Consider the following 25987-nt stretch of genomic DNA (forward strand, 5'->3'; position numbering starts at 1 on the left):
GGCCGCGACCTGTGGAGAAGTCGAGAGGGGGGATAACCCCACCTGCGTCCGGGAGGGGGCAGGATGGGGGAACAGCCGCGCGATCGCGAGGCTGGGACCATGACCGACACCGACCGCCTCGACCAGGCGCGAACCGTCCCGCTGGACGACGTCACCCCCTCGCCCGACCAGGCCCAGACCGTGCCGCTGGGCGACGCCGTCCCCCTCGGAGCCACGAAGCCCATGCCGCAGTACCCGCGCCCGCACGACCAGCAGCGCTCGTCGTCCTGGAGCGCGACCCCGCCCGTCGGCGGTGGCGGCGGCCCGGTCGGTCGCGGCACGGGTTCCGGGTCCGGGGTCACCGCCGGCGCGTTCTACCGCGAGGCGTGGAAGCGCCTGCCGCGGGACTTCGGGTACATGGCGCTCACCGCGGTGCTGCTGTGCACGCTGTACGCCGCGTTCCCGGCGGCCATCTTCGGCGGCGGCTTCCGCGACCTGTTCAACCCGTTCGTCCTGCTGATGTTCTTCGTCGCGCTGTTCGTCGCCCGCTGGCTCGGGCAGTTCGAGAAGCTCCGCATCGGCTGGGCCGACCCGCGCCCGATCCGCCCCGTCGACTGGACGCCGCGGTGGCAGCAGAACTGGTGGACGCGCACGGGCTCGGCGGTCGCGAACCCGCACTACTGGCTGTACCTGCTGCACGCGGCGGTCGTGTACCCGCTCGTCGCACTCGTCACGGTCGGCGCCGGCGCCCTGCTCGTCGTGGGCTTCACCTGGCCGATCGCCCTCGGCGTCCTGTACGTCGTGAACGGCAGGGGGTACTACCCCGGTGACGAGGTCCGACTGGTGCTGACCGTCGGCGTCCTCGGACTGCTCTCGATGGCCGCGGTGGTCGTGCTCTTCCCGCTGTGGGCCCGCGGCTCGGTGCTCGCGCACTACTGGGTCGACCTCGGCCTGCTCGGGGGCTTCCGCGCCGAGCAGCTCGAGCAGCGCGTCGCCGGGCTCCAGGCTTCCCGCGCCGGCGCCGTCACCGCCGAGGGCCAGGCCCTGCGGCAGATCGAGCGCGACCTGCACGACGGCCCGCAGCAGCGTCTGGTGCGACTGCAGATGGACCTGTCCGCGGCCGAGCGTGCGTTCGAGAAGGACCCGGCGAAGGCGAAGCAGCTCATCGGCGAGGCCTCCGAGCACGCCCGCGACGCGCTCGACGAGCTGCGCGCGCTGTCCCGGGGCTTCGCGCCGCCGATCCTGCTCGACCGGGGGCTCGTCGCCGCCCTCGAGGCCCTCGTCGCCCGCTCGCCGATCCCCGTCGGGCTCGACGTCCGGCTGCCCGAGGGGCTGGAGCTCGCGACCGAGATCCAGCGCAACGTCTACTTCACCGTGAGCGAGCTCCTGACGAACACCGCGAAGCACGCCGGGGCCGCGACCGCCGGGGTGTACCTCGGCCTCGTGGTGGACGCCTCCGGGCTCTGGTACCTGACGGTGAGCGTCACGGACGACGGCCGGGGCGGTGCGCGGACGCAGGAGGGCCACGGCATCGCGGGACTCATGGGCCGGATGCGCGCCCTCGACGGCGACCTCGTCGTCTCGAGCCCCGAGGGCGGCCCCACCGAGGCCACGGCCCGGATCCCGCTCGGCGCCCTGAACGGCGTGCCCACCACGCGGGTGTGACCCCGCGGACGTGACCCCACGGGGGCGCCCGCGCTCCCACTAGGCTGGTCGGCATGAGCGACGGCCCGGATGCAGCACGCATCCGGGCCGTCGTCGTCGACGACGCCGTCCTGCTGCGCGAGGGCCTGGCCCGCGTGCTCGACGAAGCCGGCATCGACGTCGTCGGGCAGTACGCCGACGCCCGTGCGTTCCTCGCGACGCTGCCGGACCGTGCCCCCGACGTCGTGGTCATGGACGTCCGGATGCCGCCGACCTTCACCGACGAGGGCGTCCGCGCCGCCGTCGAGACCCGCCGGGTCGCACCGAGCACCGGGGTCCTGCTGCTGTCGCAGTACGTCGAGGCGACCTACGCCGAGGACGTCCTCGCCGCGGGCGCGACCGGCATCGGCTACCTGCTGAAGGACCGCGTCACGCGCCTCGAGGAGATCGACGACGCCGTCCGCCGGATCGCGGCCGGCGGCACCGTGCTCGACCCCGAGGTCGTCACGCAGCTGATGAGCCGCCGGCGGGACCCGCTCGCGGCCCTGACGCCCCGGGAGCGCGACGTCCTCGGGCTCATGGCCGAGGGGCGCACGAACGCCGCCATCGCCCGCGCGCTCGTCATCGGCACCGGCGCCGTCGAGAAGCACGTGTCGAGCATCTTCGGCAAGCTCGCCCTCGAGGACACCGGAGAGGACCACCGTCGCGTCCTCGCCGTCCTCGCCTACCTCGGCTGACGGGGCGTCGCGTGCACCGGGTCCCCGCTCCGCTCCTCGCCCTCACCGCGATGGTGTCCGTGCAGCTCGGCGCGGCGATCGCGAAGACCCACTTCGACGAGGTCGGGGCCGTCGGCGCTGCCACCCTGCGACTCGTCATCGGCGCGGTCGTGCTCGCCCTCGTGGTCCGGCCGCGGGTGCGGCACTGGACCCGCGCGCAGTGGGCCGGCGCCGTCGGGCTCGGACTCGCGCTCGGCGGCATGAACGTGTTCATCTACCTGGCGTTCGCGTCGATCCCGATCGGCGTCGCCGTGACGATCGAGTTCCTCGGACCGCTGGCACTGTCCCTCGTGCACACCCGGCGGTGGCGCGACGCGCTCTGGGCCGCCCTGGCACTCGCCGGGGTCGTGCTGCTCGGTGTCGGCCCGAGCGCCGTCACCGCCGTCCGTGGGGTGGTGTGGGCCGTCCTGGCCGCGGCGTGCTGGGCCGGCTACATCGTCATGAACCGTCGCGTCGGCGCCGCGATCCCGGGGGTCGACGGCCTCGCCGTGTCGATGGTCGTGGCGATGCTCGTGTCCCTGCCCGCGGGCCTCGGCGCCGCGGTGGACGGGGTCGTGCGGCACCCGGTGCTGCTCGTCGTCTTCGGCGCGGTCGCCGTGCTGTCGAGCGTGCTGCCCTACGCCCTCGAGATGGCCGCGTTGCGGCGGATGCCCACCCGGGTGTTCGGGGTGCTGCAGAGCCTCGGGCCGGCGATCGCCGCCCTGGCCGGGCTCGTCGTCCTCGCCGAGGGGCTCACGGTCACCGAGACGGTCGCGCTGGCGTGCGTCACCGCCGCGAGCGTCGGCGTCACCGTGTCGGCACGTCGCCGCCGCGGGTGACGCATGGTCTGCGCGCGGAGGCGCGCAGGGGCACGAGAAGAGGAGGCCCCGATCACGCCCGTCACGCGGGCGACGTGATCAGGGCCTCCTGAGAAGTCCGTCTACTCGTCACGCAGGAAGTCTGCGTACGTGGGTTCTGCCTGCTCTCCCGAGAGCAGCGCGGGATCGTTGATCCGGCGCTCGACGTAGGCGCTGATGACCTCCGGCGGGGTGAGCACGTGGGCGACCCAGGACGGCACCGCTGTGTTCTTCATGGTGCCTCCTCTCCGTTGCGGCACTCGGATCGAATGTCTCGATCATTGAGTTGTTTGCCGAACCGGTGTTCCGTAAACGATCCTCGCGGTGTGGACGGAAGTCAATGCGGCGCGTTCTGCGGACTCCGGTTCGCGCGGTCCACCGGGTCGGTGCGGAGTCTCCGGTGCTTCACCGCCGACCGCCAGACCCACGCGTTCGCCTGCTGCCCGAACTGCGCCCACTCCACCATGACGGCGTCGCGGGTCCAGCTCTTCGCGAAGGCCTTCACACGGACCTGGAACGTCGGGAACTGGATCCACGCCCACACCGGCACGGGGGTGACGGCGTGGCAGACGTCCGGCCCGCGGGCGTCCTCGGACAGCGAGTAGGCGCGCGGACGTTCGACCTCCGGGTGTTCCGGGGGCTGCCACCGGTTCTCGCGACGCCGTCCCACGACGGTATTCGAACGTGTGTTCGAACGCGCGTCAAGTCGGCCGCGCGGGCTGGACCTCCGCGAGGAGCGGGGTCGGCGTGTCGGGCTCGCCGCAGTCGGGGTCAGGTGCGCGCGCGGCCGGTCGACTCGCGCACGCTCAGCGTCAGCGACGGACCCGGGCGCGAGGGGAGCGGTGCGCGCGCGTCGATCTGCTCGCGCAGCAGGGTGGCCGCGCGCTGCCCGAGCTCGACCGTGTCGCGCGTGAGCGAGGTGATCGACGGACGGACGAGCCGGATCATCGCGGAGTCGTCGAACGACACGATGGACACGTCCCCGGGGACGGCGACGCCCATCTCGCTCGCCACGCCGAGCCCGGCGACGGCGAGCACGTCGTTGTCGTAGACGATCGCGGTCGGGCGCTGGCTGCGCGAGAGCAGGGTGCGGGTCGCGCGCGCGCCGGCTTCGGCCGAGTAGTCGGTGGGGACGGAGACGGTGTCCTCGAGGCCCTCGTCGGCCGCGAAGGCCCGGAGCCGGTCCATCCGCATCGCGGTGTGCTCGAACTCGGGGCGACCGGCGACGTGCGCGATGCGGCGGTGGCCGAGGGCGTGCAGGTAGCGCAGCACCGTGTCGGTGGCGTCGGAGTCGTCGATCCAGACGGTGGGGGCGGCGCCCTCCGGGGACGGGTGCGAGCCGACGACGACGGTCGGCATGCCGAGGTCGGCGAGCAGTGCCAGCCGGGCGTCGTCCCGCCGGGGATCGATCACGATGACCCCGTCGACCCGGTGCCCGCGCCACCAGTCGCGGTAGGTCTCGAGTTCTTCCTCGGCGTCGCGGGCCACGAGCAGGTTCATGCCGACGTGGGTGCCGGCGAGCCCGAGCTGGATGCCCGAGATGAGGTCGCCGAAGAACGACTCCGTGCCCAGGGTCCGGGCCGGACGGTTCAGCACGAAGCCGATGGAGCCGGCCTTCGCGCCGCCGAGCGCCCGTGCCGCGGTGTGCGGCTGCCAGTCGAGTTCGCGGGCGACCTCGCGCACCCGGCGCCGGGTCTCGTCGGAGACGCCCGGCCGGTCGTTCAGGGCGAACGAGACCGCGCTGATGGACACGCCGGCCCGTGCGGCGATGTCGGCGATCGTCGTTCGACGTTTGGTGGCCACGGGGTTGACTATAGCGCTTTAGTCCTCCACAGTGGCTGCCACACACGGGTTCGGTGACAGTGACTGAACCGGTTCAGCGATGACGAGGGAGTCGGACGCCATGAGGACCAGCACACGCACGACGAGGGGCCGCGCCACCGCGCTGCTCGCGACGGCCGCCACGACGGCGCTCGTCCTGACCGGCTGCTCGAGCGGCGGGAACGCGGCCGACAACGGCGGCGGCGAGATCAGCGGCACGATCACCCTGCAGACCTGGGCGCTCACGCCGACCTACACGGACTACCTCAACGGGGTCATCGACGACTTCGAGCAGGCCCACCCGGACGCGAAGGTGAAGCTGCAGGACCAGCCCGGCGACGGCTACGCCGACAAGGTGCTCAGCCAGGCCTCGTCGAACAGCCTGCCCGACGTGATCAACCTGCCGCCGGACATCGCGTTGCCGCTCGCCAAGCGCGGGTTCCTGCAGGACGTCGGGAAGGACGACTCGAAGCTCGCCAGCACGTACGTGGCCGGCGCGGTGGACTCGTACAAGTACAAGGGAGTGGACGGCACGTTCGGGTACCCCTGGTACCTCAACACCGACGTGAACTACTGGAACGCGACGATGTTCGACAAGTGCGGCCTCGACGCGGACAACCCGCCGAAGACCACCGACGAGCTGTTCGAGCAGGCGAAGACCATGCACGAGAACTGCCCGACCGACTACCTGATGAGCCGGAAGCCCGGCCTCGGCGACTTCACGCTCGCCGGCGTCAAGGTCCTCAACGCCGACGGCACGAAGTTCACCTTCGCCGACTCGTCGGAGGCCGCCGACCTCATCGACCGCTACAAGGACGCGTACCAGGACGGCTACATGCCCTCCAACGTGCTGAACAGCGACTACCTCGGCAACTCCACCCTGTTCACACAGGCCAAGGTCGCCTGGACCACCGGTGGCGCCACCTCGCTCGCCGACTTCGAGAAGAACAACCCGTCGCTCAAGGGCAAGGTCACCGTCAGCCCCGCGCTCGACACCCCGCCGCTCTACGTGCAGGGCCTGTCGGTCTCGAGCAAGTCGAAGCACCTCGCCACCGCCGAGGCGTTCGCGAAGTTCATGACGAACGCGAAGAACCAGGAGGCGTTCGCCCACCAGGTGAACATCTTCCCGTCCACCACGTCGTCGCAGTCCGACCCGTACTTCTCGAAGGACGACGGCACCGTGAACGGCGAGGCCCGGGTCCTGGCGAACGAGGCCCTCAAGAGCGCGAAGGTCATCAACCCGGTCGAGGCGAACTCCGCGATGACGGACTTCCTCGACCAGCAGATCGCCCTCGCGATGAAGGGCCAGGTCTCGCCGGAGCAGGCACTCCAGACGGCGCAGACCAAGATGAACAGCCTGCTGGCCAACGGCTGATGCGCGCCAACCGCTGGTTCACGCCCTGGCTGCTCGTCCTGCCGGCCCTCGTCTGGCTCGTCGCGTTCAGCCTCTGGCCGTCGATCAACACCGTCCGGCTGTCGTTCACGAACGCCAGCCCGCTGGGGGGCGTGAGCCAGTGGGTGGGCGTCAGGAACTTCGAGACCCTGCTCGCCGACCCGCAGGTGTGGGAGGCGCTGCTCAACAGCGTCATCTACATGGCGGTCTGCCTGCCCCTGCTCACCGTGCTGCCGCTGCTCATCGCGGTGCTCGTGCAGCAGAAGCTGCCCGGGATCGCGTTCTTCCGCACGGCGTTCTACACGCCGGTCATCGCCTCGGCGGTCGTCGTCGGACTCATCTGGACGTGGATCCTCGACGACCGCGGTGTCATCAACGAGATGGCGCAGGCCCTCGGCGTCGTGCAGGGCAGCGTGCCGTTCCTGACCGACCGGTGGCTGCTGCTCCTCAGCGCGATCAGCCTGACGGTGTGGAAGGGCCTCGGCTACTACATGATCATCTTCCTCGCGGCCCTCGGGAACGTCGGCAAGGACCTGCACGAGGCCGCCGCGCTCGACGGCGCGGGCGCGGTCCGCCGGTTCTGGTCGGTCACGATGCCCGGGGTCCGCGGCACCATGACGCTCGTCGGGATCCTGGTGTGCGTCTCCGCCCTCCGGGTGTTCAGCGAGCTCTACATCCTCACCAACGGCACCGGTGGGCCCGGCGGGCAGGACAACTCGCTCGTCATGCTCATCCAGCAGTACGCCCGCGGCTTCACCGGCAACCTCGGCTACGCGTCCGCCCTGAGCCTCCTGCTCTTCGTCGTGACGCTCATCCCGATGCTCGCCCTCGCCCGGATGAACAGCAAGGCGGACAAGTGACGAACACGACCAGCACCGAACCCGCCCTGGGCGGTACCCGCGGTGCAGCCAGCCCGACGCCGGACGTGACCGGAGCGACCGACGCGGGACGGGCCTCCCGACCGAACGGACGAGACGGACGCAGGCGCCGCCGCGCGGCCTGGGGCGTCATGTCCACCCGCGAGAAGGTCCTGCGCTACGTCCTGCTCATCGTGGTGCTCTTCATCACGATCGGCCCGTTCCTGTGGCAGCTGTCCACCTCGCTCAAGGGCGCCGGCGAGGACATCTACACCGCGAACCCGTCGTTCATCCCGACCGAGCCGACCTTCGAGAACTACCTCAAGGTCGCCGCAGCGATCCCGGTCTGGCGGTACATCGGCAACTCGCTGCTCGTCGCCGCGATCGACGTCTTCGGCAACATCGTGTTCGCGACGCTCGCCGGCTTCGCGCTCGCGCGGCTGCAGTGGCGGCACCGCAAGCTCGTCCTCGGCCTGTTCCTCGCCACGCTCGTGCTGCCCGGCGAGGCGACGATCATCTCGCAGTTCGTCACCGTCAAGGACCTCGGCCTCGCCGACAACCTGGTCGGCGTCGCCCTGCCCGGCATGATCGCCGCGCTCAACGTGCTGCTCATGTTCAACGCGTTCCGGCAGATCCCCGAGGAGATCGACCAGGCCGCCGTCATGGACGGCGCCAACGCGATGCAACGCCTGCGGTACATCGCGCTGCCCGCCGTGCAGGGGACGATCGCGGTCATCGCGATCTTCTCGTTCATCGGCGCGTGGGACGACTTCCTGTGGCCGCTCATCGTGCTGCAGTCGCCGGAGAACCTCACCCTGACCGTCGGGTTGCAGTACCTGCAGGGCACCTTCGCCACCGACCAGCGCATGATCGCCGCCGGCACCATGATCGCGTTCATCCCGATCGCCGTGATCTTCGCCGTCCTGCAGCGCTTCTTCTTCAAGGGCGTCGAAGAGGGCGGTGTGAAGGGCTGATGCGCTTCGGGGTCAACTACACGCCCTCGGTCGGCTGGTTCCACTCGTGGCTCGACTTCTCGCCGGCGGACACCGCCCGGGACCTCGAGGCGATCGCGTCGCTCGGCGCCGACCACGTGCGGATCTTCCCGCTCTGGCCCGTCGTCCAGCCGAACCGGACGCTCATCCGGGACTCGGCACTGCAGGACGTCGCCACGGTGGTCGACATCGCCGGGTCGTTCGGGCTCGACGTCAACGTCGACGCCCTGCAGGGGCACCTGTCGAGCTTCGACTTCGTGCCCTCGTGGCTGGACAGCTGGCACCGCCGCAACATGTTCACCGATCCGGACGTCGTCGCGTCGACCGCGGCGTACGTCCGGGCGCTCGCCGCAGCGGTCGCCGACAAGCCGAACCTGCTCGGCATCAGCATCGGCAACGAGGTCAACCAGTTCGCACACGCGCCGCACCCCGCCCCGCACACGATCACGGCGGAGCAGGGGCACGCGTGGGCGGCGGCGATGGTCGCGGCGGCGCGGTCCGGGCTGTCGTCCGGTTCGTCCGGCACGTCCGGCCCGTCGTCCGGCCCGTCGTCCGGTCTGGAGGCGCGGCTCGGCGACGGCACGTCTGCCCGGCCCGGCACCGGGTCGCGTCCACGGCCGCTGGTCACCGTCGCGCAGTACGACGCGGCCTGGTACGACGACGCGCAGCCCTTCGGCCCGGAGCACGCGGCGGACCACGGCGACGCCACGGTCACGCACTCGTGGGTGTTCAACGGGTCGGCGGCGCTGCACGGGGCACTCGGGGCCGGGTCGGTGCGGCACGGGGAGTACCTGCTCCAGCTCGCCGCCGCCTGGAACCGCGACGCGGCGCGGCCGAACTGGCTGCAGGAGGTCGGCGCCCCCACCAACGTCGTCGACCCCTCCGACGCCGCGTCGTTCACCGAGCAGACCATCCGGCACGTGCTCGACGCGCAGCAGGTGCTCGGCGTCACGTGGTGGTGCTCGCACGACGTCTCGCGGTCGCTCGCCGACTTCCCCGAGCTCGAGTACGACCTCGGGCTGTTCACGAACGACGGTCGGCTGAAGCCAGCCGGCGAGGCGTTCGCCGCCCTCGCCCGCGCCGGCGACACCGGGACGGCAGCGCCACCGTCCACGGCACTCGTCCTCGACGACGTGCTGCCCGACGGCGCGGTCCGCCACGGCACCCGCGCGGACTGCGCACCCGGCGGCCGGTTCGCCGCCGCCTGGCTCGCCCTCGCCGAGACGGCAGCCGACGGCCGCGGCCCGCAGGTCGTGCTCCGTTCCCGACTCGCCGACCACGCACTCCGCTCGGCGCGGGGGATCACGACCATCGTGGAGGTGCCCGACCACCTCGACGGCGCCACGCTCACGGTCGCACACCCCGCGACCATGCCCTGACCCCACCCCACCCTGCTGCCGGCAGGGACGCCTGCCCCTTGCGTCCCGGAAGGACCTCATGCACGACGACATCCCCCTCACCACCGGACGCGCCCGACGGGTCCTCGACGAGCGGATCACGCCCGCGGTGCACGCGACCACGGCGGCGCTCCAGGCCGCCTGGCACGAGCTGCCGGGGGAGCCGATCCCGCCGACCGAGGGGTTCGCGCTCCCGTTCGAGCCCTACGAGGTCGGCACCCCGTGGGGCGCGGCCTGGGGCACGACGTGGTTCCGGCTGACCGGGACCGTGCCGACCGAGTGGGCCGGACGCCGGGTCGAGGCCGTCATCGACCTCGGCTTCGACAAGAACATGCCCGGGTTCCAGTGCGAGGGCCTCGTGTACCTGGCCGACGGTACCCCCGTGAAGTCGATCAACCCGCGCAACCAGTGGGTCCTGGTCACCGAGCGGGCCGAGGGCGGCGAGGCCGTCGAGCTCTTCGTCGAGGCGGCGTCGAACCCCGTCCTGCTCGACTACCACCCCTTCCTGCCGACGCAGGAGGGCGACGTGCAGACTTCGTCGTCGAAGCGCCTCTACGCCACCCGCCGGATGGAGCTCGCCGTCTTCGAGTCCGAGGTGCACGACCTCGCCCTCGACGTCGACGTCCTGCTCGAACTGCAGGCCGAGCTGCCCGCCGGGCCCCGGCGCATGCGGATCCTGCAGGCGCTCGACGACGCCCTCGACCGGCTCGACCTGCAGCACATCCCCGAGACCGCCGGCGACGCCCGCGCGGCACTCGCCGACGTGCTCGCCGCCCCGGCCGAGGCGTCCGCGCACACCATCTCGGCGATCGGGCACGCGCACATCGACTCCGCGTGGCTCTGGCCCGTGCGCGAGACGATCCGCAAGGTCGCCCGCACCACGTCGACGATGACCGAGCTCATCGACCAGACCGACGACTTCCTGTACGGCATGTCGAGCGCCCAGCAGTACGCGTGGATCAAGGAGCACCGCCCCGAGGTCTACGCCCGGGTCAGGGCAGCCGTCGAGGCCGGCCGGTTCCTGCCGATCGGCGGCATGTGGGTCGAATCCGACACCGTGATGCCCACCGGCGAGAGCATCGTCCGGCAGTTCTCGCAGGGGCAGCGGTTCTTCGAGCGCGAGTTCGGCATCCGGCCGAAGGGTGTCTGGCTGCCGGACAGCTTCGGGTACTCGCCGGCGCTGCCGCAGCTCATGCGCCGCGCGGGCTTCGAATGGTTCTTCACGCAGAAGATCTCCTGGAACCAGGTGAACAAGTTCCCGCACCACACGTTCCTGTGGGAGGGCATCGACGGGTCGCGGGTGTTCTCGCACTTCCCGTCGATGGACACCTACAACTCGCGGTTGTCGGGCAGCGAGGTCGCGAAGGCCTCCCGGCAGTTCCGCGAGAACCGGCTCGCCACGGGCTCGATCGCCCCGGTCGGTTGGGGCGACGGCGGGGGCGGCACCACCCGTGAGATGACCGGCACGGCCGCACGCCTCGCGGACCTCGAGGGCAGCGCGAAGGTCCGCTGGGAGCACCCGGACACGTTCTTCGACCGCGCGAAGGCCGAGCTGACCGACCCGCCCGTGTGGGTGGGGGAGCTGTACCTCGAGCTGCACCGGGCCACGCTCACGTCGCAGCACGGCACGAAGCAGGGCAACCGTCGGTGCGAGCAGCTGCTCGTCGAGGCCGAGCTCTGGGCCGCGACCGCCGCGGCCCGCACCGACTTCGCGTACCCGTACGACGAGCTCGACGCCCTGTGGCAGCAGGTCCTGCTCCAACAGTTCCACGACATCCTGCCCGGCACCTCGATCGCGTGGGTGCACCGCGAGGCGGTCGCGAAGTACGCCGAGACGGCCGCAGCGCTCACCGCGATCATCGAGCAGGCGCTCTCGGCGCTCGCCGGTGCCGGGGACGCGGCCGTCGTCGTGAACCCGGCCCCGTTCCTCCAGGCCGGCGCACCCGCGCAGGGCGCCGTCCTGGCGACCGACGTGCCGGAACCGACCGCCGCGTCCCTGACCGAGCAGGACGGCGGGTACGTGCTGGCGAACGACCTGGTGCGGGTCGTCGTCGACGCGCAGGGGCTCGTGACGAGCGCCGTCGACCTGGCCAGCGGGCGCGAGGCGATCGCTCCCGGCCAGGCCGCCAACCTGCTGCAGCTGCACCAGGACTTCCCGAACATGTGGGACGCGTGGGACGTCGACCGGTACTACCGCAACCGCGTCGAGGACCTCGTGTCGACCACCGGGCTGACCGCGTCGGTCGACGGCACCGGGGCTGCACGGGTCGTCGTGTCCCGCGCCTTCGGTGACTCGACCGTCACGCAGGAGATCGTCCTGGCACCCGGCTCGCGCACGCTGGAGTTCGACCAGACCACCGACTGGCACGAGACCGAGAAGTTCCTCAAGGTGGCGTTCCCGCTCGACGTCCGCGCCGAGCACACCGTCGCCGAGACCCAGTTCGGCGCGCAGAAGCGGGTGACGCACACGAACACCTCGTGGGAGACCGCGAAGTTCGAGACCTCAATGCACCGCTACGTGCTCGTGTCCGAGCCGGGCTTCGGCATCGCGCTCGTGAACGACTCGATCCACGGCTTCGACACCACCCGCGACGCCGTCGACGGACACGTCACCACCACCGTGCGGCTGTCGCTGCTGCGAGCCCCGCGGTTCCCGGACCCCGAGACCGACCAGGGCGTGCAGACGCACCGGTACGGCATCGTCGTCGGCACCGACCAGCTCGGTGCCACGTCGGCCGGCGTGGTGATGAACGCGGGCGCTCGGACGATCACCGGAGCGCACGGCTTCGACCCGCTGGTGCAGGTCTCCGGCGACGTCGTGTTGTCGAGCGTCAAGCTCGCCGACGACCGCTCCGGTGACCTGGTCGTGCGCGTGTACGAGCCGGTGGGGCAGCGGGGGACCGGCGGCATCGCGGTGTCCGAGGCCGGGGGCGCCGCGTCCGGTCCCGCCGCGTTCGGTCCCGCTGCCGAGGTCACCCTGCTCGAGGAGCCGCTGCCCGCCGGTTCCGTCGTCGACGCCTCGTCGTTCGCCGTCGACGCCTACGAGGTCCGCACCTTCCGCTTCCCACGCAAGTGATCGATCCATCCACACGAGGAGGAACGCCATGAAGAAGTCCACGAAGTTCGGCATCGCGACCGCACTGGTCGCCATGCTCGCGGCACCACTGGTGCCCGCCGCGGCATCCGCGGCGCCGTCCGCGTCCGGGGCGGCCCACGGCCACGGGCACGGAGCGTCGCACGGTGGTCGACCCGGCCACGGGCACGGTCACCACGCCGTCCCCACGAAGTCGGGGCCGACGAGCATCGCCTACGTCGAGGTGAACAACGACGAGCTCGCCAACGTCGGCCGGTACACGCTGGCGAACGGTGCGAACGCGTTCGACGTGGCGATCATCTTCGCCGCGAACATCAACCGGGACGAGAACGGCAAGGCCGTCCTGTACGCCAACGAGAACGTGCAGCGCACCCTCGACCAGGCCGCGACGCAGATCCGCCCGCTGCAGGCCAAGGGCATCAAGGTGACGCTCTCGGTGCTCGGCAACCACCAGGGCACCGGGTTGGCGAACTTCACGTCGAAGGCAGCCGCCCGGGACTTCGCGGCGCAGGTGTCGGCGACCGTCGAGAAGTACGGCCTCGACGGGGTCGACCTCGACGACGAGTACTCCGACTACGGCGTCGACGGCACCCCGCAGCCGAACGAACAGTCGATCGGCTGGCTCATCAGCGCGCTGCGCGCAGACATGCCGGGCAAGATCATCTCGTTCTACGACATCGGCCCGTCGTCCGACGCCCTGAAGACCGCGAGCCCGTCGATCGGGAAGAAGCTCGACTACGCCTGGAACCCGTACTACGGCACCTACACGGCGCCGACGATCCCGGGCCTGCCGAAGTCGAAGCTCTCGGCCGCCGCGGTGGACATCCAGAACACCCCGGAGGCCACCGCCGTCTCGCTCGCGCAGCGCACGAAGGCCGACGGCTACGGCGTCTTCATGACGTACAACCTGCCGGACGGTGACGAGTCGGCCTACGTGTCGTCCTTCACGAACGTGCTGTACGGCCAGGCCGCGTCGTACCGCTGACGCGCAGGTCCTGACGGCGGCTCGCGCCCCGTGCTCCCCGGCTCCGGCCTGGAGGCGCGGGGCGCGTCCGTCGTCGTGGTCCCGTTGGCTCCGGGGAGGCAACGGTTCCTCCTCGCCCCTGACGGTTCCGGTTCGCGGACCCCGGCGATCGTGAACCGGAACCGTCATCCACCGAGAACGAGTCGCGGCCCGGCGTGCTCGATGCCGCGGCCGTACGATCGCCGCATGCAGCTCGAGATCCGCGGCGAGGTGATCGAGTGGCGCGGACCGTCGCCGTTCTTCTTCGCCGTCGTGCCATCGGACACAGCCGAGGTCATCGCTGACCTCGCGCCGGTGCTCACCTACGGGTGGGGTGTGATCCCGGCGCGCGTGACGATCGGCTCGGTGACGTGGACGACGTCGCTGTTCCCGAAGGACGGCGGCTACCTCGTGCCGTTGCGTGCTGCGGAGCGGAAGCGCGCCCGGGTGGAACTCGGCGACTCCCCGGAGATCACCTTGGAGTTCGCCGACCCCTGACGGAAAGCCACCGAGCGTCAGTCCTCCACAGTTCCGTCGATCGCGAGACCTTCGCACAGCCATCGACGGCAGACCCCGGTGTCGCGGTCCTGCTCCCTACCGTCGAAGGTGTGGAGGGGAGGTGGCGATGGTCGAACGACCTCGACATCCGAAGAAGGACATCGAACACGTCATGCGTGCTGCCGAAGCGCGAGGCTGGCGTTTCGCGAAGGGGAGGAAGTACTACAAGGCGTACTGCCCGTGCGGCGAACACCTGCACACGGTCCACCTGACGCCGTCGAACCCCTGGTACGTTGTGCATCTGAAGTATCGGCTCGCGCGAACGGGCTGCGAGGACAGGAGAACGTGATGACGAACTACCTCGTGCGGTTCGAGTGCGTGGCGGAACTCGGGGCAGCGGACGATCCGCGCGAAGCCCTCGCGGTGGACTTCGACGCCATCGCGGAAGCACTCTTCGACCTCGACGACGTCCACGACCAGGACCTGACCGCTGACCTGTCGACCGGCACGCTCACCTTCTCGATCGGTGTCGACGCAGACGACGAGTTCGGTGCGCTCGATCGTGCGCTCGGCGCGGTCCGGACCGCACTGCACGTTGCTGGACGCGGCACTCCCGGCTGGGAGCAGCACTACCGGATGCTGCGGCAGGAAGTCGGAGAAGCGCCGCTCGGAGCGCTCTAGGGGCGGCTCGGGCGTGCGCGGCCGTTCGTCGTCTCAGCTGCTGTGGGTCACAACCAGGTGGCGACGCCGCCGTGCCCGGAGCAGGTACCCCGCCGCGACTGGCTGTAGCTGTAGGCACCGTCGACACACTGTGCAGTCGCTCCGGCGGGTGCGCTCGAAGCTGCTTCGGGTCGACAGGCCGTTGCGCCCGCGGAATTGACGTACGTGCCGGCGGAGCACGTCGGAGCTGCGGGAGCGACGTAGGTGCCGACCGTCGTGACCTGCGTCACCGGCGGGGTCGTCACTCGTTCGCTCGTCAGGACCCGACCGGACTCCACGCCATCGGTGTAGGTGACCGTGTAGGTCTTCGTGGTGACGCCCCGCACCCCGGGCGTCGTGACCGTCGTCGTCCCCTGCGCCAGCGTCGAGCTCTGCACCGTCGTGGCGCTGAACGGGATCCGTGAGGTCTCCGTCACTGCCTTGGTCGTGACCACCGGCGTGGGTGTCGGCGACGGTGTGGGCGTCACCGTCACCGTCACCGTCGGTGTCGGTGTCGGTGACGTCTTCGGCTTCGCGACCGTCGTCGCGCTCGGGGTCGTCGCGGCGGCGACCTGTGTCGGCACGTCCGGCAACGGATGGGTCGCACCGTAGGCCGAGGTGGAGCCGATCAGAGCGGCGAGAGCGATGCCCGCACCGATCGCGGCAGTAGCTCGCTTCCTCGGGATCCGGAGCCACGTCGAGCGCCGGAAGGCGACGGCGTAGAGCGTCGTGGGCAGGATGACGAGCGCGATCATCATCAGCATCCCCCAGACCCCGGTCGATGCGAAACCGGCGAGTGCGAGGACGGCGGTTCCGACGATGCCGACCCACGTGATGATCGGTACCCGACGACGGGTACGTGGCGAACGCGGGCTTGTGGTCTGGCGGGGGTTCGGCACTGAGCTCCTATGCATGGCGAGGACCGCTCAAGTGTCCTGGCGACAGCTCTGCCGTCCCATCCCCAGTTCGGGGTGATGTCGATCGCACGCTGCGGCGGTTCATCCGTGGTGCGAGGTTGATCACTCGGTGCGCCGGAACGAACTCGCACCGGGCGTGCAACCGTGCATCGAGCGACGAAGCATGGGGCAGAAGGAAGAAGAGAGGGGATGACGGGAATCGAACCCGCGTAGCCAGTTTGGAAGACTGGGGCTCTACCATTGAGCTACATCCCCGCGCCTGCGCACCAGGCGCAGCCCGATCATCGTAGCGGACGAACGGGCACCGAACGAACGAGCACGACATGCCAGGGCGCGTCATCCCCACGCCGGACCACGGCGCCGAGCGTGCGATCCGCTGGTCGCGCATCGTCTCGTACGTCCTGGTGGTCCTCGCCGCGGTCGTGCTGTCGTTGCGGCCCGAGGTGTTCGGCGATCCGTCGTCGCAGCCCGCGCACGCACTGCTGCACGTCTGGCGGATCGTCGCCGGGATCGCCCTGGCCGTGGCGGCGCTCGGGGTCCAGGTCGTCGTCGGACTGCGGTGGCGGAACGGCCTGCGACGCGCCGCGGTCGAGGACTGACACGACTGCCGGGAACCGCGCACCGGGGGACCGCTAGACTCATCGGCGTTGCACGCGCCGTTCGGCGTGCGCGGACACCCTGGCCCAGTCAAACGGGGCGTAGCTCAGCTTGGTAGAGCGCCCGCTTTGGGAGCGGGAGGTCGCAGGTTCAAATCCTGTCGCCCCGACCAGGTCCTCGAGAAACACCGACCACACGAACGTCAACCAACAGGAGAACATCCCTTGGCCACCAGCACCGTCGACAAGGTGAGCGACACCCGCGTCAAGCTCACCGTGAACGTGACGCCGGACGATCTCAAGCCGAGCATCGACCACGCGTACAAGCACATCGCCGAGCAGATCAACATCCCCGGCTTCCGCAAGGGCAAGGTCCCGCCGGCGATCGTCGACCAGCGCGTCGGCCGCGGCGAGGTCCTGAACCACGCCGTCGGTGACGCCATCGACACCTTCTACCGCCAGGCGGTCGAAGAGCAGGAGCTGCGCATCCTCGGCCGTGCCGAGGCCGACGTCGCCGAGCTGCCGAACCTCGCGGACTTCACGGGCGACCTCGTCCTGACCTTCGAGGTCGACGTCCGCCCCGAGTTCGACCTGCCGGACTACGCCTCGTACGAGCTCACCGTCGACGCGGTCGAGGTCTCCGACGACGAGATCGAGGAGGAGCTGCAGAACCTGCGCACCCGCTTCGGCACGCTCGTCACGGTCGACCGTCCCGCGACGACCGGCGACTTCGCCCAGATCGACCTGACCGCCACCATCGGCGACGACGAGGTCGACTCGGCCACCGGCGTCTCCTACGAGATCGGCTCCGGCGACCTGCTCGAGGGCATCGACGAGGCGCTCGAGTCCCTGACCGCCGGTGAGTCGACGACCTTCGAGTCGAAGCTCGTCGGTGGCGACCGTGAGGGCGAGATCGCCCAGATCGCCGTCACCGTCACCGCCGTCAAGGAGCGCGAGCTCCCCGAGGCCGACGACGAGTTCGCCCAGATCGCCAGCCAGTTCGACACGATCGACGAGCTCAAGGTCGACCTCAAGGACCAGATCGCCAAGTCGAAGACCTTCGGCCAGGGTGCCGCGGCGCGCGACAAGCTCGTCGAGAAGCTCACCGAGGACGTCGAGATCCCGATCTCCGAGAAGCTCATCGAGGACGAGGTGCACCGTCACCTCGAGCAGGAGAACCGCCTCGAGGACGACGAGCACCGCAAGGAGGTCTCCGAGTCCAGCGAGAAGGCCTTCCGCTCGCAGATCCTCCTCGACGCGATCGCCGAGAAGGAGGAGATCCAGGTCTCCCAGGAGGAACTGACCCAGTACCTCATCCAGGCCGCCGCGCAGTACGGCATGGAGCCGGCCGAGTTCATCAAGGTCATCGACCAGAACGGCCAGATCCCCGGCATGGTCGGCGAGGTCGCCCGCTCGAAGGCGGTCGCGACCGTCCTCGCCAAGGTGACCGTCAAGGACACCAACGGTGACGACGTCGACCTGTCCGCCTTCACGGCGGGCGTCGCGCAGGAGCCGGCAGGGGCCGCCGAGTAACGATCTCGACGCCACCAGCACGACGGACGGGAGGCACGGTGCCAGCTGGCACCGCGCCTCCCGTCCGGCGTTTTCGGCACCACCGCATTGCCGACAGCGAACAGGCGGGAATCGGTGCGTTGCACCCGATAAGTTCGACAACAAGCGACAACTGAACGGGAGCTTTTCCATGGCCGAAGCAACACTGAACCCCAGTGTTTTTGACCGCCTTCTGAGAGACCGGATCGTGTGGCTCGGCTCCGAGGTCCGCGACGACAACTCGAACGAGATCGCAGCCAAGCTGCTGCTGCTCGCCGCCGAGGACCCTGAGAAGGACATCTACCTCTACATCAACTCACCCGGTGGTTCGATCACCGCCGGCATGGCGATCTACGACACGATGCAGTTCGTGCCGAACGACATCGTCACCGTGGGCATCGGCCTCGCCGCGTCGATGGGACAGTTCCTGCTGTCCTCCGGCACGCCGGGCAAGCGCTACATCACGCCGAACGCCCGCGTGCTGCTGCACCAGCCGTCCGGTGGCTTCGGCGGCACCGCTGCCGACATCCAGACGCAGGCCAAGGTCATCCTCGACATGAAGCAGCGCATGGCTGAGCTCACCGCTGAGCAGACCGGCAAGTCCATCGAGCAGATCCTCAAGGACAACGACCGCGACAACTGGTTCACGGCGCAGGAAGCGCTCGAGTACGGCTTCGTCGACCACCTCCGCGCCTCGAGCGCCGAGGTCATCGGCGGCGGTGGCACCGTCGGCGACGGCGAAGCACCGACCAGCGCGGCCGAGCCCGACGCCCAGTCCTGACCCCCACCGAAGAAAAGGAAACGAGAATGCATCTCCCAATGCTCGGTGGCGCGCAGAACGTCCCGGCTCCGACCGATCGGTACATCCTGCCGAGCTTCGAGGAGCGCACGGCCTACGGCTACAAGCGGCAGGACCCGTACGCGAAGCTCTTCGAGGACCGCATCGTGTTCCTCGGCGTCCAGGTCGACGACGCGTCGGCTGACGACGTCATGGCCCAGCTGCTCGTGCTCGAGTCGATGGACCCCGACCGCGACATCGTCATGTACATCAACTCGCCCGGTGGCTCGTTCACCGCGATGACGGCGATCTACGACACGATGCAGTACATCCGTCCGCAGATCCAGACGGTCTGCCTCGGCCAGGCCGCCTCGGCCGCGTCGGTGCTCCTCGCCGGTGGTACCCCCGGCAAGCGCCTCGCCCTGCCGAACGCCCGTGTGCTCATCCACCAGCCCGCGACCCAGCAGGGTGGCGGCCAGGCGTCCGACATCGAGATCCAGGCGGCGGAGATCCTCCGCATGCGTACCTGGCTCGAGGAGACGCTGTCGAAGCACTCCAACAAGACGCCGGAGGAGATCAACCACGACATCGAGCGCGACAAGATCATGTCCGCGCAGGAAGCCGTGGAGTACGGCCTGATCGACCAGGTCCTCACCAGCCGCAAGAACCTGCCGGCGCTCGTCAAGTAGCACCAGCAGGAACGACGAGAGGCCCCGCACCGAACGGTGCGGGGCCTCTCGTCGTGCGGCCGGGTCGTCGTGTTCGGCCTGCGGTCTGTTCAGTCCTCGGTGTCGTCGGACTCCGGGGCCGGCTTCCGGCGCAGGAGCAGCAGCACCGCGACGACGACGCCGACCAGCACGACGCCGCCGGCGCCGATCCAGAGCGCGTCCGAGGCGGTCGAGTCGGACCCGCCCGCGGCGGTGCCCGTCGTCGTGCCGCTCGTGGCGTCGTCACCGGCGGTGGCGCACGTCGGCGGTGCGGCGGCGCCGGCGGCAGGGGAGAAGCCCGCCGGGGCCTTCCACGTGAAGGCGTACTCGTCGGAGACGGTGTGGCCGTCCGCGGAGACGATCTGCCACTCGACGGTGTACTTCCCCGAGTCGCCGAGCGCGGCGGGAGTGGTCATCGAGGGGCCGTCGACGTCGACGCAGCCGTCCTCGTAGTACTTGCCGTCCGGGCCGACGACGCGGAAGGCGAAGCCGGAGTCGGAGCCGCCGATGTCGAGCAGGCGGTCGTTCGTGGTGATCTCGAACGCCTCCGGCAGCGACGTGAGCGTGCCGTCGACCGCGGGCGTCGACCCGACCAGGTAGTTGTGCGCGCTGGCCGGACCGGCGAGCCCGAGGACCGCGCCGCCCGCGATCGCGAGCACGGCGGCGGACCCGGCCACGAGCCTCCTGGCAGAGGACCGCAGCCGGGACCGACGTGCGCCGCGCTCGGTCACTTGGTGGTGGTCCGACGGCGCGTGCCGGCGACGGCGACGACCAGGGCGACCGCGCCGAGCACGAGACCGCCGAGGCCGAGGAAGCGCCCGACGAGGTCGGGGTCGGCCGGGGTCGTCGAGGCGGCAGCGGCCTCGGCCGTCGGGGTCGCGGCGATCGGGTCACCGTCGTCGTCGGTCGCCTCGGCGGCGGTCAGCGTGATCGAGGGCGCCGGGTGCTCGGGCTCGGCCTCGCCGGGCTGCTGCTCCTGGTCCCACTCGACCGAGCCCTTCTCGCAGGTCTGCAGCACGGGGAACGCCACGACGTCGCCGGCCTTGCCGTCGGGCAGGGCGAAGGAGAACGCGAAGGTGTCGCGCTCGTCGGCGGGCAGCGGGGTCTTCGCCGTGTACGTGATGCTCGTGACGCGCTCGGGGGTGTCCTCGGCGTGCGCGGAGCCCTCGGCGTCGGCCGACGCGGACGGGTCCGTGTACGGCTCGGTCGTCTTCGAGATCTTCCAGTTCGGGTTGACGGTCGGGGTGACCTCGATGACCGACTCCGGCACCTGGAACTCGAGCTTCGTGGTCGGCGACCCGTCGCAGCCGTGCGGGACCGAGAAGGTCGTCGTCGTGTACGAGTTCGCGGCGGTCGAGGTCGCGGTCGCCGACACGTGCGCGCTGGCTGCGCCGGCGGTGCCGAGGACGATGACTGCCACGGCGCCGAGGGTGACGGCGCCGCCGGCGGCGAGACGCTTCTGCATGGGGATCCTTCGCTGGTCGGGCGGGTGTTTCTACAAGTTGTAGAGAAGACTGGATCACGGTAGCAGGCCGGAACGCCCTGGGCGAACGCTCCGACGAAATTCCGCGGCGGCGAACGGTCGGTGTCGCCGGTTGCGATTAGGCTCGTGTCCACGACGAGGTGCCCACCAGCAGCGGTGCACCGGCGGCCGGTGCGAGTGCGCGGGCCGACACGTCCGACCAGGGAGGCACGGCAATGGCACGCATCGGAGAGAGCGGGGACCTCCTCAAGTGCTCCTTCTGCGGCAAGAGCCAGAAGCAGGTCCAGCAGTTGATCGCCGGTCCCGGCGTCTACATCTGCGACGAGTGCGTCGAGCTGTGCAACGAGATCATCGAGGAGCGCCTGGCCGAAGCCGGCGAGGACACCTCCAGTGGTGACTTCGAGCTGCCGAAGCCGCGCGAGATCTTCGACTTCCTGCAGGAGTACGTCATCGGGCAGGACCCGGCGAAGCGCGCCCTCGCCGTGGCCGTCTACAACCACTACAAGCGCGTGCGTGCGCAGGGGCAGATCACCGCTGCCGAGGACCGCGACGACATCGAGATCGCGAAGTCGAACATCCTGCTCATCGGCCCGACCGGCTGCGGCAAGACCTACCTGGCGCAGACCCTGGCGAAGCGCCTCAACGTGCCCTTCGCCGTCGCCGACGCCACCGCCCTGACCGAGGCCGGCTACGTGGGCGAGGACGTCGAGAACATCCTGCTCAAGCTCATCCAGGCCGCCGACTACGACGTCAAGCGTGCCGAGACCGGCATCATCTACATCGACGAGGTCGACAAGATCGCCCGCAAGGCCGAGAACCCGTCGATCACCCGCGACGTCTCCGGCGAGGGCGTGCAGCAGGCGCTGCTCAAGATCCTCGAAGGCACGGTCGCCTCGGTCCCGCCGCAGGGCGGCCGCAAGCACCCGCACCAGGAGTTCATCCAGATCGACACGACGAACGTGCTGTTCATCGTCGCGGGTGCGTTCGCCGGGCTCGAGGACATCGTGTCCTCCCGGGTCGGCAAGCGGGGGATCGGCTTCGGGGCGCCGCTGCACAGCGCGACCGACCACCAGGACCTGTACGCCGAGGTCCTGCCGGAGGACCTGCACAAGTTCGGCCTCATCCCCGAGTTCATCGGCCGTCTGCCCGTCGTCACGACCGTGTCGCAGCTCGACCAGGCTGCGCTCATGCAGATCCTCACCGAGCCGAAGAACGCCCTGGTCAAGCAGTACCAGCGGATGTTCCAGATCGACGGCGTCGAGCTCGAGTTCGACCGCGGCGCGCTCGAGGCCATCGCCGACCTGGCGGTGCTCCGACAGACGGGTGCACGCGGTCTCCGGGCGATCCTCGAAGAGGTCCTCGGCCCGGTGATGTTCGACGTGCCGTCGGACGACGACGTCGCCCGCGTGGTGATCACCCGCGAGTCCGTGCTCGAGAACGCAGCACCGACGATCGTGCCGCGCCCCCGGGCGAAGCGCGTCGAGAAGTCGGCGTAGCGCGCCCGCCCGTCAGTCAGCGGCAGACACCAGCAGAACGACAGAACACCTCGAGATCTCGAGGTGTTCTGTCGTTTCCGTGGTGTTCGCCGGTCGAGCCGCCGCCTACTCGAGCCCGCGGCGCCGCAGCAGCGGACCGACCTCGGCATCGCGGCCGCGGAAGTCCCGGTAGGCCTCGAGCGGGTCCTTCGCCCCACCGACACCGAGCAGGCGTTCCGCGAAGCGACGTCCGGCCCCACGGTCGAGCCCACCGTTGTCGCGGAACCACTCGACCGTGTCGGCGTCGAGGACCTCGGACCAGATGTACCCGTAGTACCCGGCGTCGTACCCGCCGGAGAACGTGTGCGCGAAGTAGGTCGACGAGTACCGCGGCGGGACGGCGGCGACGGCGATGCCGGCGTCGGCGAGTGCCTGGCGCTCGAACGCCTCGACGTCCGTCACCGCGGCGGCCTCGGCCGCGGACAACCGGTGCCACGCCTGGTCGAGCAGCGCCGCCGCGAGGTACTCGGTCGTGCCGAAGCCCTCGTTGAAGCCCTCGGACTCACTGAGGCCCAGGACGAGCTCGGGCGGCAGCGGCGCTCCGGTCTCGTGGTGCTTGGCGTAGTTCGCCAGGACCGACGGCCACGACACCCACATCTCGTTCACCTGGCTCGGGAACTCGACGAAGTCACGCTCGACGTTCGTGCCCGAGAAGCGCGGGTAGGTCGTGCGGGCGAGGAGTCCGTGCAGCGCGTGGCCGAACTCGTGGAACAGCGTCTCGACCTCGTCCTGGATGAGCAGCGTCGGCGACCCGGCGGCCGGCTTCGCGACGTTGAGGTTGTTCACCACGACCGGCAGGGTACCGAGGAGCTCGGACTGCTCGACGACGGGGTTCATCCACGCGCCGCCCCGCTTGCCGTCCCGCGTGTACAGGTCGAGCAGGTACAGGCCGACGGGCTCGCCGCCGTCGCCGGTCACCTCGAACACCCGGACCTCGTCGTTGTACCCGCGCAGGTCGTGGCGCTCGGCGAACGAGAGCCCGTACAGGGCGCCGGCGGCGTGGAAGACGCCGTCGTGCAGGACCCGGTCCGCCTCGAAGTACGGTCGCAGCGCCGAGCTGTCCGCCGCGAACTGCTCGCCGCGCAGGATCTCGGTCGCGTACGCCCAGTCCCACGACTCGATGTCGAAGCCGACCGTCTTGGACCGGACGGCGCGCTCGTCGTCGGCGTTCCGGGCTGCGGCGTCGACGAGCGAGGACAGCAGGCCGTCGACCGCCTCCGGGGTCCCCGCGGTCTCGTCCGCGGTCACGACGGCGGCGTGGTTCGGGAAGCCGAGCAGTTCGGCACGTTCGGCCCGGAGCCGGACGATGCGGAGCAGGACCTCGCGGTTGTCGTGCGCGTTGCCACGACGGCCACGGGCGAGCGAGGCGCGCATGATCCGCTCGCGCAGGCCGCGGTCCGCCAGCGACGCGAGCCACGGGTGCCCGGTGTACAGCGGGAGCGTGATGAGCCAGCCGTCGAGGCCCCGGTCGGCAGCGGCGCCGGCGGCGGCCGACTTCGCGCCGTCGTCGAGACCGTCGAGCTCCTGCTCGTCGGTGACGTGCACGGCGGAGTCGTTCGTGTCCTCGAGCAGGTTGCGCTCGAACGTCGTGGTGAGGGTGGAGAGCTCCTGGTTGATCGCCGTCAGCCGCTCCTTGCCGACCTCGTCGAGCCCGGCACCGGCCAGGGTCATCTCGGCGTGGGTGCGCTGCACGAGGCGCAGGGCCTCACCGGTCAGCCCGGCGGCCTCGGCGCCGTCGAGGACCTCCGCCACGCGGGCGTAGAGCCGGGAGTCGAGCGTGATCGCATCGCGGTGTGCGGCGAGCAGCGGCGAGACCTCGGCCTCGAGGTCGTGCAGCTCCGGCGTGGAGTCGGCGGACGACAGCGTGAAGAACACGTGGCTGACGCGGGCGAGCAGCTGGCCGGACCGCTCGAGTGCGACGAGCGTGTTCTCGATCGTCGGCGGGTGTGGGTCGGTGGCGATGGCCTCGACCTCGGCGCGCTGCTCGGCCATGCCGGCGTCGAAGGCCGGCTGGAAGTGCTCGAGTCGGACGTCGCCGAAGGGCGGGAGGGCGTAGGGGAGGGTGCTCGGTTCATCGAACGGGGTTGCCATCGCTCCACCCTACGGACTGCCGGCTCGTGGAGGCATCGGGAGCGCGGCGAGCTCGGCGGTCCTTCCCATAACGCCCGCGGTGGGAAGCAGTTCCGCGCGTTGGGGGCCAGAACTTCCGGCTCACCATGCGCAGAACGACCTTCCACGCGCGGAACAGCCCCCTGGCCCAACCGCCGCATCCGCACCCGCGCCGGGGAAGCCGCGTCAGCGCGTGGCGGCGTCGATCAGGGTCTCGGCGGCCCGGCGTGCGTGGGCGGCGGGCTCGGTGGTGCCGGCGATGGCCGCGGTGGTCTGGGCGCCCTCGGCGAGCAGTGCGAGCTGCGCGGCGAGCTCCGACGCGCGGTCGGTGTCGGGGACCACGTCGGCGGTCAGCCCGGCGACGAACTGCTGGAACGAGTCCTTGTGCTCGCGGGCGATCTCGGCGATGGCGGGCGAGGTCGCCCCGAGCTCACCGAACGCGTTGATGAAGCCGCAGCCGCGGAACGTGTCGTCACCGAACCACGACTCGAGGAAGTCGTACATCGCGAGGAGCTTGTCCCGAGGGCCCGTCGCGGTGTCCACGGCTCCGTGCACGCCGCGCTCCCAGAGCTCGTGGCGGCCGGAGAGCACCGCGGTGATGAGCTGCTCCTTGCCGGGGAACGCCGCGTAGAGCTTCTTCAGCGAGACGCCGGCGTTCGTGCGGATCTCGTCCATGCCGACGGCCTGGATCCCGCGCGCGTAGAAGAGTCGGTCGGCGACGTCGACGATGTGCGCACGGACGTCCGATCCGATGGTGGTGGCCACGTGGGTACCCCGTTCCTGCGAGTTCACCGGTTCCGAGTTGCGCTGGGAACCAACGTTCTCTAGTGTAGTCCTCGTCGGTGGAGAACGCTCGTTCTCTGCCGTGGACGTCGGGCCCTGATTCCTCGGCGTCCGTTCGTGGCCCGGGTGGGCAGAGCATGCTCGGCCTGCCCGGTCCCGGCATCCCGCCGGCGCGGGCGCCGCCCGAGCCCGGCGTCCGACGGCCGCCGTCGCTGCGCCAGACCCGACGGCAGCCACGAACGCCGTCCCCGGGTGCGGGGCCCGCGCCGCGGCGTCAGTCCTCTTCGGCCGCGTCGTCCGGGTTCGTCACCTGGGCGTGCCCGGCGTCGTCGAGGTGGATCGAGGTGCCGTCGTCGAGCTCGACGATCGGCTTGCCCTCGAGGAACGTCAGGGTCCAGCCCCATGCTCCCGTGTCGACCGACTCCGCGGCGAGCTCGTCCTCGACCCCGCGCACGGCGACGACCATCGCCTCGGGGAGTCGCGACGGTGGCATCCCGCCGACGTTCCATCGTGTGCCCAACTGCATCCGTGCCTCCAGT

Annotated in this window: 26 protein-coding genes and 2 tRNA genes; 18 read left to right on the top strand and 10 right to left on the bottom strand. The window is 70.5% G+C overall.

Going from position 1 to position 25987, the window contains the following annotated elements:
- Positions 1-99: 99 nt before the first annotated feature.
- The 3 genes from BIU94_RS08345 to BIU94_RS08355 are packed head-to-tail and all read left to right on the top strand — an operon-like array spanning position 100 to position 3217.
- Complete coding sequence (locus BIU94_RS08345) at positions 100-1644, top strand: sensor histidine kinase (protein WP_071257186.1); 1545 nt, start codon at positions 100-102, stop codon at positions 1642-1644.
- Positions 1645-1697: 53 nt separating this feature from the next.
- Positions 1698-2360 carry a response regulator transcription factor gene (locus BIU94_RS08350; protein WP_071257188.1) on the top strand — a complete coding sequence of 221 codons (663 nt, stop codon included), beginning with the start codon at positions 1698-1700 and terminating at the stop codon, positions 2358-2360.
- 11 nt (positions 2361-2371) lie between these two features.
- Positions 2372-3217: a DMT family transporter gene (locus BIU94_RS08355; protein WP_083404690.1), complete on the top strand. Its 846-nt coding sequence runs from the start codon at positions 2372-2374 to the stop codon at positions 3215-3217.
- Positions 3218-3318: 101 nt separating this feature from the next.
- Here BIU94_RS08355 and BIU94_RS17790 read toward each other — a convergent pair whose 3' ends face one another.
- The 3 genes from BIU94_RS17790 to BIU94_RS08365 form a co-directional block, all read right to left on the bottom strand.
- Positions 3319-3471, bottom strand: coding sequence for a hypothetical protein (locus tag BIU94_RS17790; RefSeq protein WP_175472103.1), 153 nt, complete (start codon positions 3469-3471; stop codon positions 3319-3321).
- A 101-nt stretch (positions 3472-3572) separates the two neighbouring features.
- On the bottom strand, positions 3573-3905 hold the full coding sequence (locus BIU94_RS08360; RefSeq protein ID WP_071257194.1) for a hypothetical protein: 333 nt from the start codon (positions 3903-3905) through the stop codon (positions 3573-3575).
- Positions 3906-4006: 101 nt separating this feature from the next.
- The gene (locus tag BIU94_RS08365; RefSeq protein ID WP_071257197.1) at positions 4007-5038 is read right to left on the bottom strand and encodes a LacI family DNA-binding transcriptional regulator; all 1032 of its coding nucleotides are present in this window, start codon (positions 5036-5038) and stop codon (positions 4007-4009) included.
- Positions 5039-5138: 100 nt separating this feature from the next.
- Here BIU94_RS08365 and BIU94_RS08370 point away from each other — a divergent pair, with 100 nt between their 5' ends.
- The 8 genes from BIU94_RS08370 (at position 5139) to BIU94_RS08405 (ending at position 14971) form a co-directional block, all read left to right on the top strand.
- On the top strand, positions 5139-6431 hold the full coding sequence (locus BIU94_RS08370; RefSeq protein WP_071257206.1) for a sugar ABC transporter substrate-binding protein: 1293 nt from the start codon (positions 5139-5141) through the stop codon (positions 6429-6431).
- Positions 6431-7309: a carbohydrate ABC transporter permease gene (locus BIU94_RS08375; RefSeq protein WP_071257209.1), complete on the top strand. Its 879-nt coding sequence runs from the start codon at positions 6431-6433 to the stop codon at positions 7307-7309. The genes BIU94_RS08370 and BIU94_RS08375 overlap by 1 nt, the downstream gene beginning before the upstream one ends.
- A 149-nt stretch (positions 7310-7458) precedes the next feature.
- A complete protein-coding gene (locus tag BIU94_RS08380; protein WP_071257751.1) occupies positions 7459-8280 on the top strand; it encodes a carbohydrate ABC transporter permease in 822 nt (273 codons plus the stop codon).
- Entirely contained in the window at positions 8280-9677 is a 1398-nt protein-coding gene (locus tag BIU94_RS08385; protein WP_071257221.1) for a cellulase family glycosylhydrolase, read from the top strand. The genes BIU94_RS08380 and BIU94_RS08385 overlap by 1 nt, the downstream gene beginning before the upstream one ends.
- Before the next feature lie 58 nt (positions 9678-9735).
- Complete coding sequence (locus tag BIU94_RS08390) at positions 9736-12771, top strand: glycoside hydrolase family 38 C-terminal domain-containing protein (protein WP_071257225.1); 3036 nt, start codon at positions 9736-9738, stop codon at positions 12769-12771.
- Between the two features lie 28 nt (positions 12772-12799).
- Positions 12800-13774, top strand: coding sequence for an endo-beta-N-acetylglucosaminidase H (locus tag BIU94_RS08395; RefSeq protein ID WP_071257229.1), 975 nt, complete (start codon positions 12800-12802; stop codon positions 13772-13774).
- Between the two features lie 225 nt (positions 13775-13999).
- Positions 14000-14290 (top strand): DUF1905 domain-containing protein, encoded by a 291-nt coding sequence (locus BIU94_RS08400; RefSeq protein ID WP_071257232.1) that lies wholly within the window; start codon positions 14000-14002, stop codon positions 14288-14290.
- 348 nt (positions 14291-14638) lie between these two features.
- Positions 14639-14971 (top strand): hypothetical protein, encoded by a 333-nt coding sequence (locus BIU94_RS08405; RefSeq protein WP_071257235.1) that lies wholly within the window; start codon positions 14639-14641, stop codon positions 14969-14971.
- Positions 14972-15018: 47 nt separating this feature from the next.
- Here the strand turns inward: BIU94_RS08405 and BIU94_RS18090 are convergent, their stop codons facing one another.
- Complete coding sequence (locus BIU94_RS18090; protein WP_254783027.1) at positions 15019-15426, bottom strand: DUF3761 domain-containing protein; 408 nt, start codon at positions 15424-15426, stop codon at positions 15019-15021.
- Between BIU94_RS18090 and BIU94_RS18095 the strand changes: the two genes are divergently transcribed.
- Positions 15323-15601 carry a hypothetical protein gene (locus BIU94_RS18095; protein WP_071257238.1) on the top strand — a complete coding sequence of 93 codons (279 nt, stop codon included), beginning with the start codon at positions 15323-15325 and terminating at the stop codon, positions 15599-15601. The genes BIU94_RS18090 and BIU94_RS18095 overlap by 104 nt on opposite strands.
- Positions 15602-16090: 489 nt before the next feature.
- On the opposite strand, the gene BIU94_RS08415 is transcribed toward BIU94_RS18095, so the two are convergent.
- A tRNA-Gly gene (locus BIU94_RS08415) sits at positions 16091-16161 on the bottom strand.
- Between the two features lie 68 nt (positions 16162-16229).
- Here BIU94_RS08415 and BIU94_RS08420 point away from each other — a divergent pair.
- The 5 genes from BIU94_RS08420 to BIU94_RS08440 all read left to right on the top strand — a co-directional run bounded on the left by BIU94_RS08420 (position 16230) and on the right by BIU94_RS08440 (position 19520).
- Positions 16230-16505, top strand: coding sequence for a hypothetical protein (locus BIU94_RS08420; RefSeq protein ID WP_071257241.1), 276 nt, complete (start codon positions 16230-16232; stop codon positions 16503-16505).
- Positions 16506-16598: 93 nt separating this feature from the next.
- Positions 16599-16675, top strand: a tRNA-Pro gene (locus BIU94_RS08425).
- 52 nt (positions 16676-16727) lie between these two features.
- Positions 16728-18035: a trigger factor gene (gene tig / locus BIU94_RS08430; protein ID WP_071257259.1), complete on the top strand. Its 1308-nt coding sequence runs from the start codon at positions 16728-16730 to the stop codon at positions 18033-18035.
- A 169-nt stretch (positions 18036-18204) separates the two neighbouring features.
- Positions 18205-18834 carry an ATP-dependent Clp protease proteolytic subunit gene (locus tag BIU94_RS08435; RefSeq protein WP_071257262.1) on the top strand — a complete coding sequence of 210 codons (630 nt, stop codon included), beginning with the start codon at positions 18205-18207 and terminating at the stop codon, positions 18832-18834.
- A gap of 26 nt (positions 18835-18860) precedes the next feature.
- Positions 18861-19520, top strand: coding sequence for an ATP-dependent Clp protease proteolytic subunit (locus tag BIU94_RS08440; RefSeq protein ID WP_071257265.1), 660 nt, complete (start codon positions 18861-18863; stop codon positions 19518-19520).
- 89 nt (positions 19521-19609) lie between these two features.
- Here BIU94_RS08440 and BIU94_RS08445 read toward each other — a convergent pair whose 3' ends face one another.
- Positions 19610-20215 (bottom strand): copper resistance CopC family protein, encoded by a 606-nt coding sequence (locus BIU94_RS08445; protein WP_175472102.1) that lies wholly within the window; start codon positions 20213-20215, stop codon positions 19610-19612.
- 50 nt (positions 20216-20265) lie between these two features.
- Positions 20266-21003 (bottom strand): YcnI family protein, encoded by a 738-nt coding sequence (locus BIU94_RS08450; RefSeq protein ID WP_071257271.1) that lies wholly within the window; start codon positions 21001-21003, stop codon positions 20266-20268.
- Between the two features lie 233 nt (positions 21004-21236).
- On the opposite strand from BIU94_RS08450, the gene clpX reads away from it, so the two are divergent.
- Positions 21237-22517, top strand: a complete 1281-nt coding sequence (gene clpX / locus BIU94_RS08455; RefSeq protein WP_071257273.1) for an ATP-dependent Clp protease ATP-binding subunit ClpX — start codon at positions 21237-21239, stop codon at positions 22515-22517.
- Between the two features lie 105 nt (positions 22518-22622).
- On the opposite strand, the gene BIU94_RS08460 is transcribed toward clpX, so the two are convergent.
- The 3 genes from BIU94_RS08460 to BIU94_RS08470 all read right to left on the bottom strand — a co-directional run bounded on the left by BIU94_RS08460 (position 22623) and on the right by BIU94_RS08470 (position 25941).
- The gene (locus tag BIU94_RS08460) at positions 22623-24647 is read right to left on the bottom strand and encodes a M3 family metallopeptidase (protein ID WP_071257275.1); all 2025 of its coding nucleotides are present in this window, start codon (positions 24645-24647) and stop codon (positions 22623-22625) included.
- 204 nt (positions 24648-24851) lie between these two features.
- A complete protein-coding gene (locus BIU94_RS08465; protein ID WP_217639492.1) occupies positions 24852-25430 on the bottom strand; it encodes a TetR/AcrR family transcriptional regulator in 579 nt (192 codons plus the stop codon).
- A 292-nt stretch (positions 25431-25722) separates the two neighbouring features.
- Positions 25723-25941, bottom strand: a complete 219-nt coding sequence (locus tag BIU94_RS08470; protein WP_254783028.1) for a hypothetical protein — start codon at positions 25939-25941, stop codon at positions 25723-25725.
- Positions 25942-25987 lie beyond the last annotated feature (46 nt).

Origin of the sequence: Curtobacterium sp. MMLR14_006 (assembly GCF_001864985.1) — a bacterium.
Classification (GTDB): domain Bacteria; phylum Actinomycetota; class Actinomycetes; order Actinomycetales; family Microbacteriaceae; genus Curtobacterium.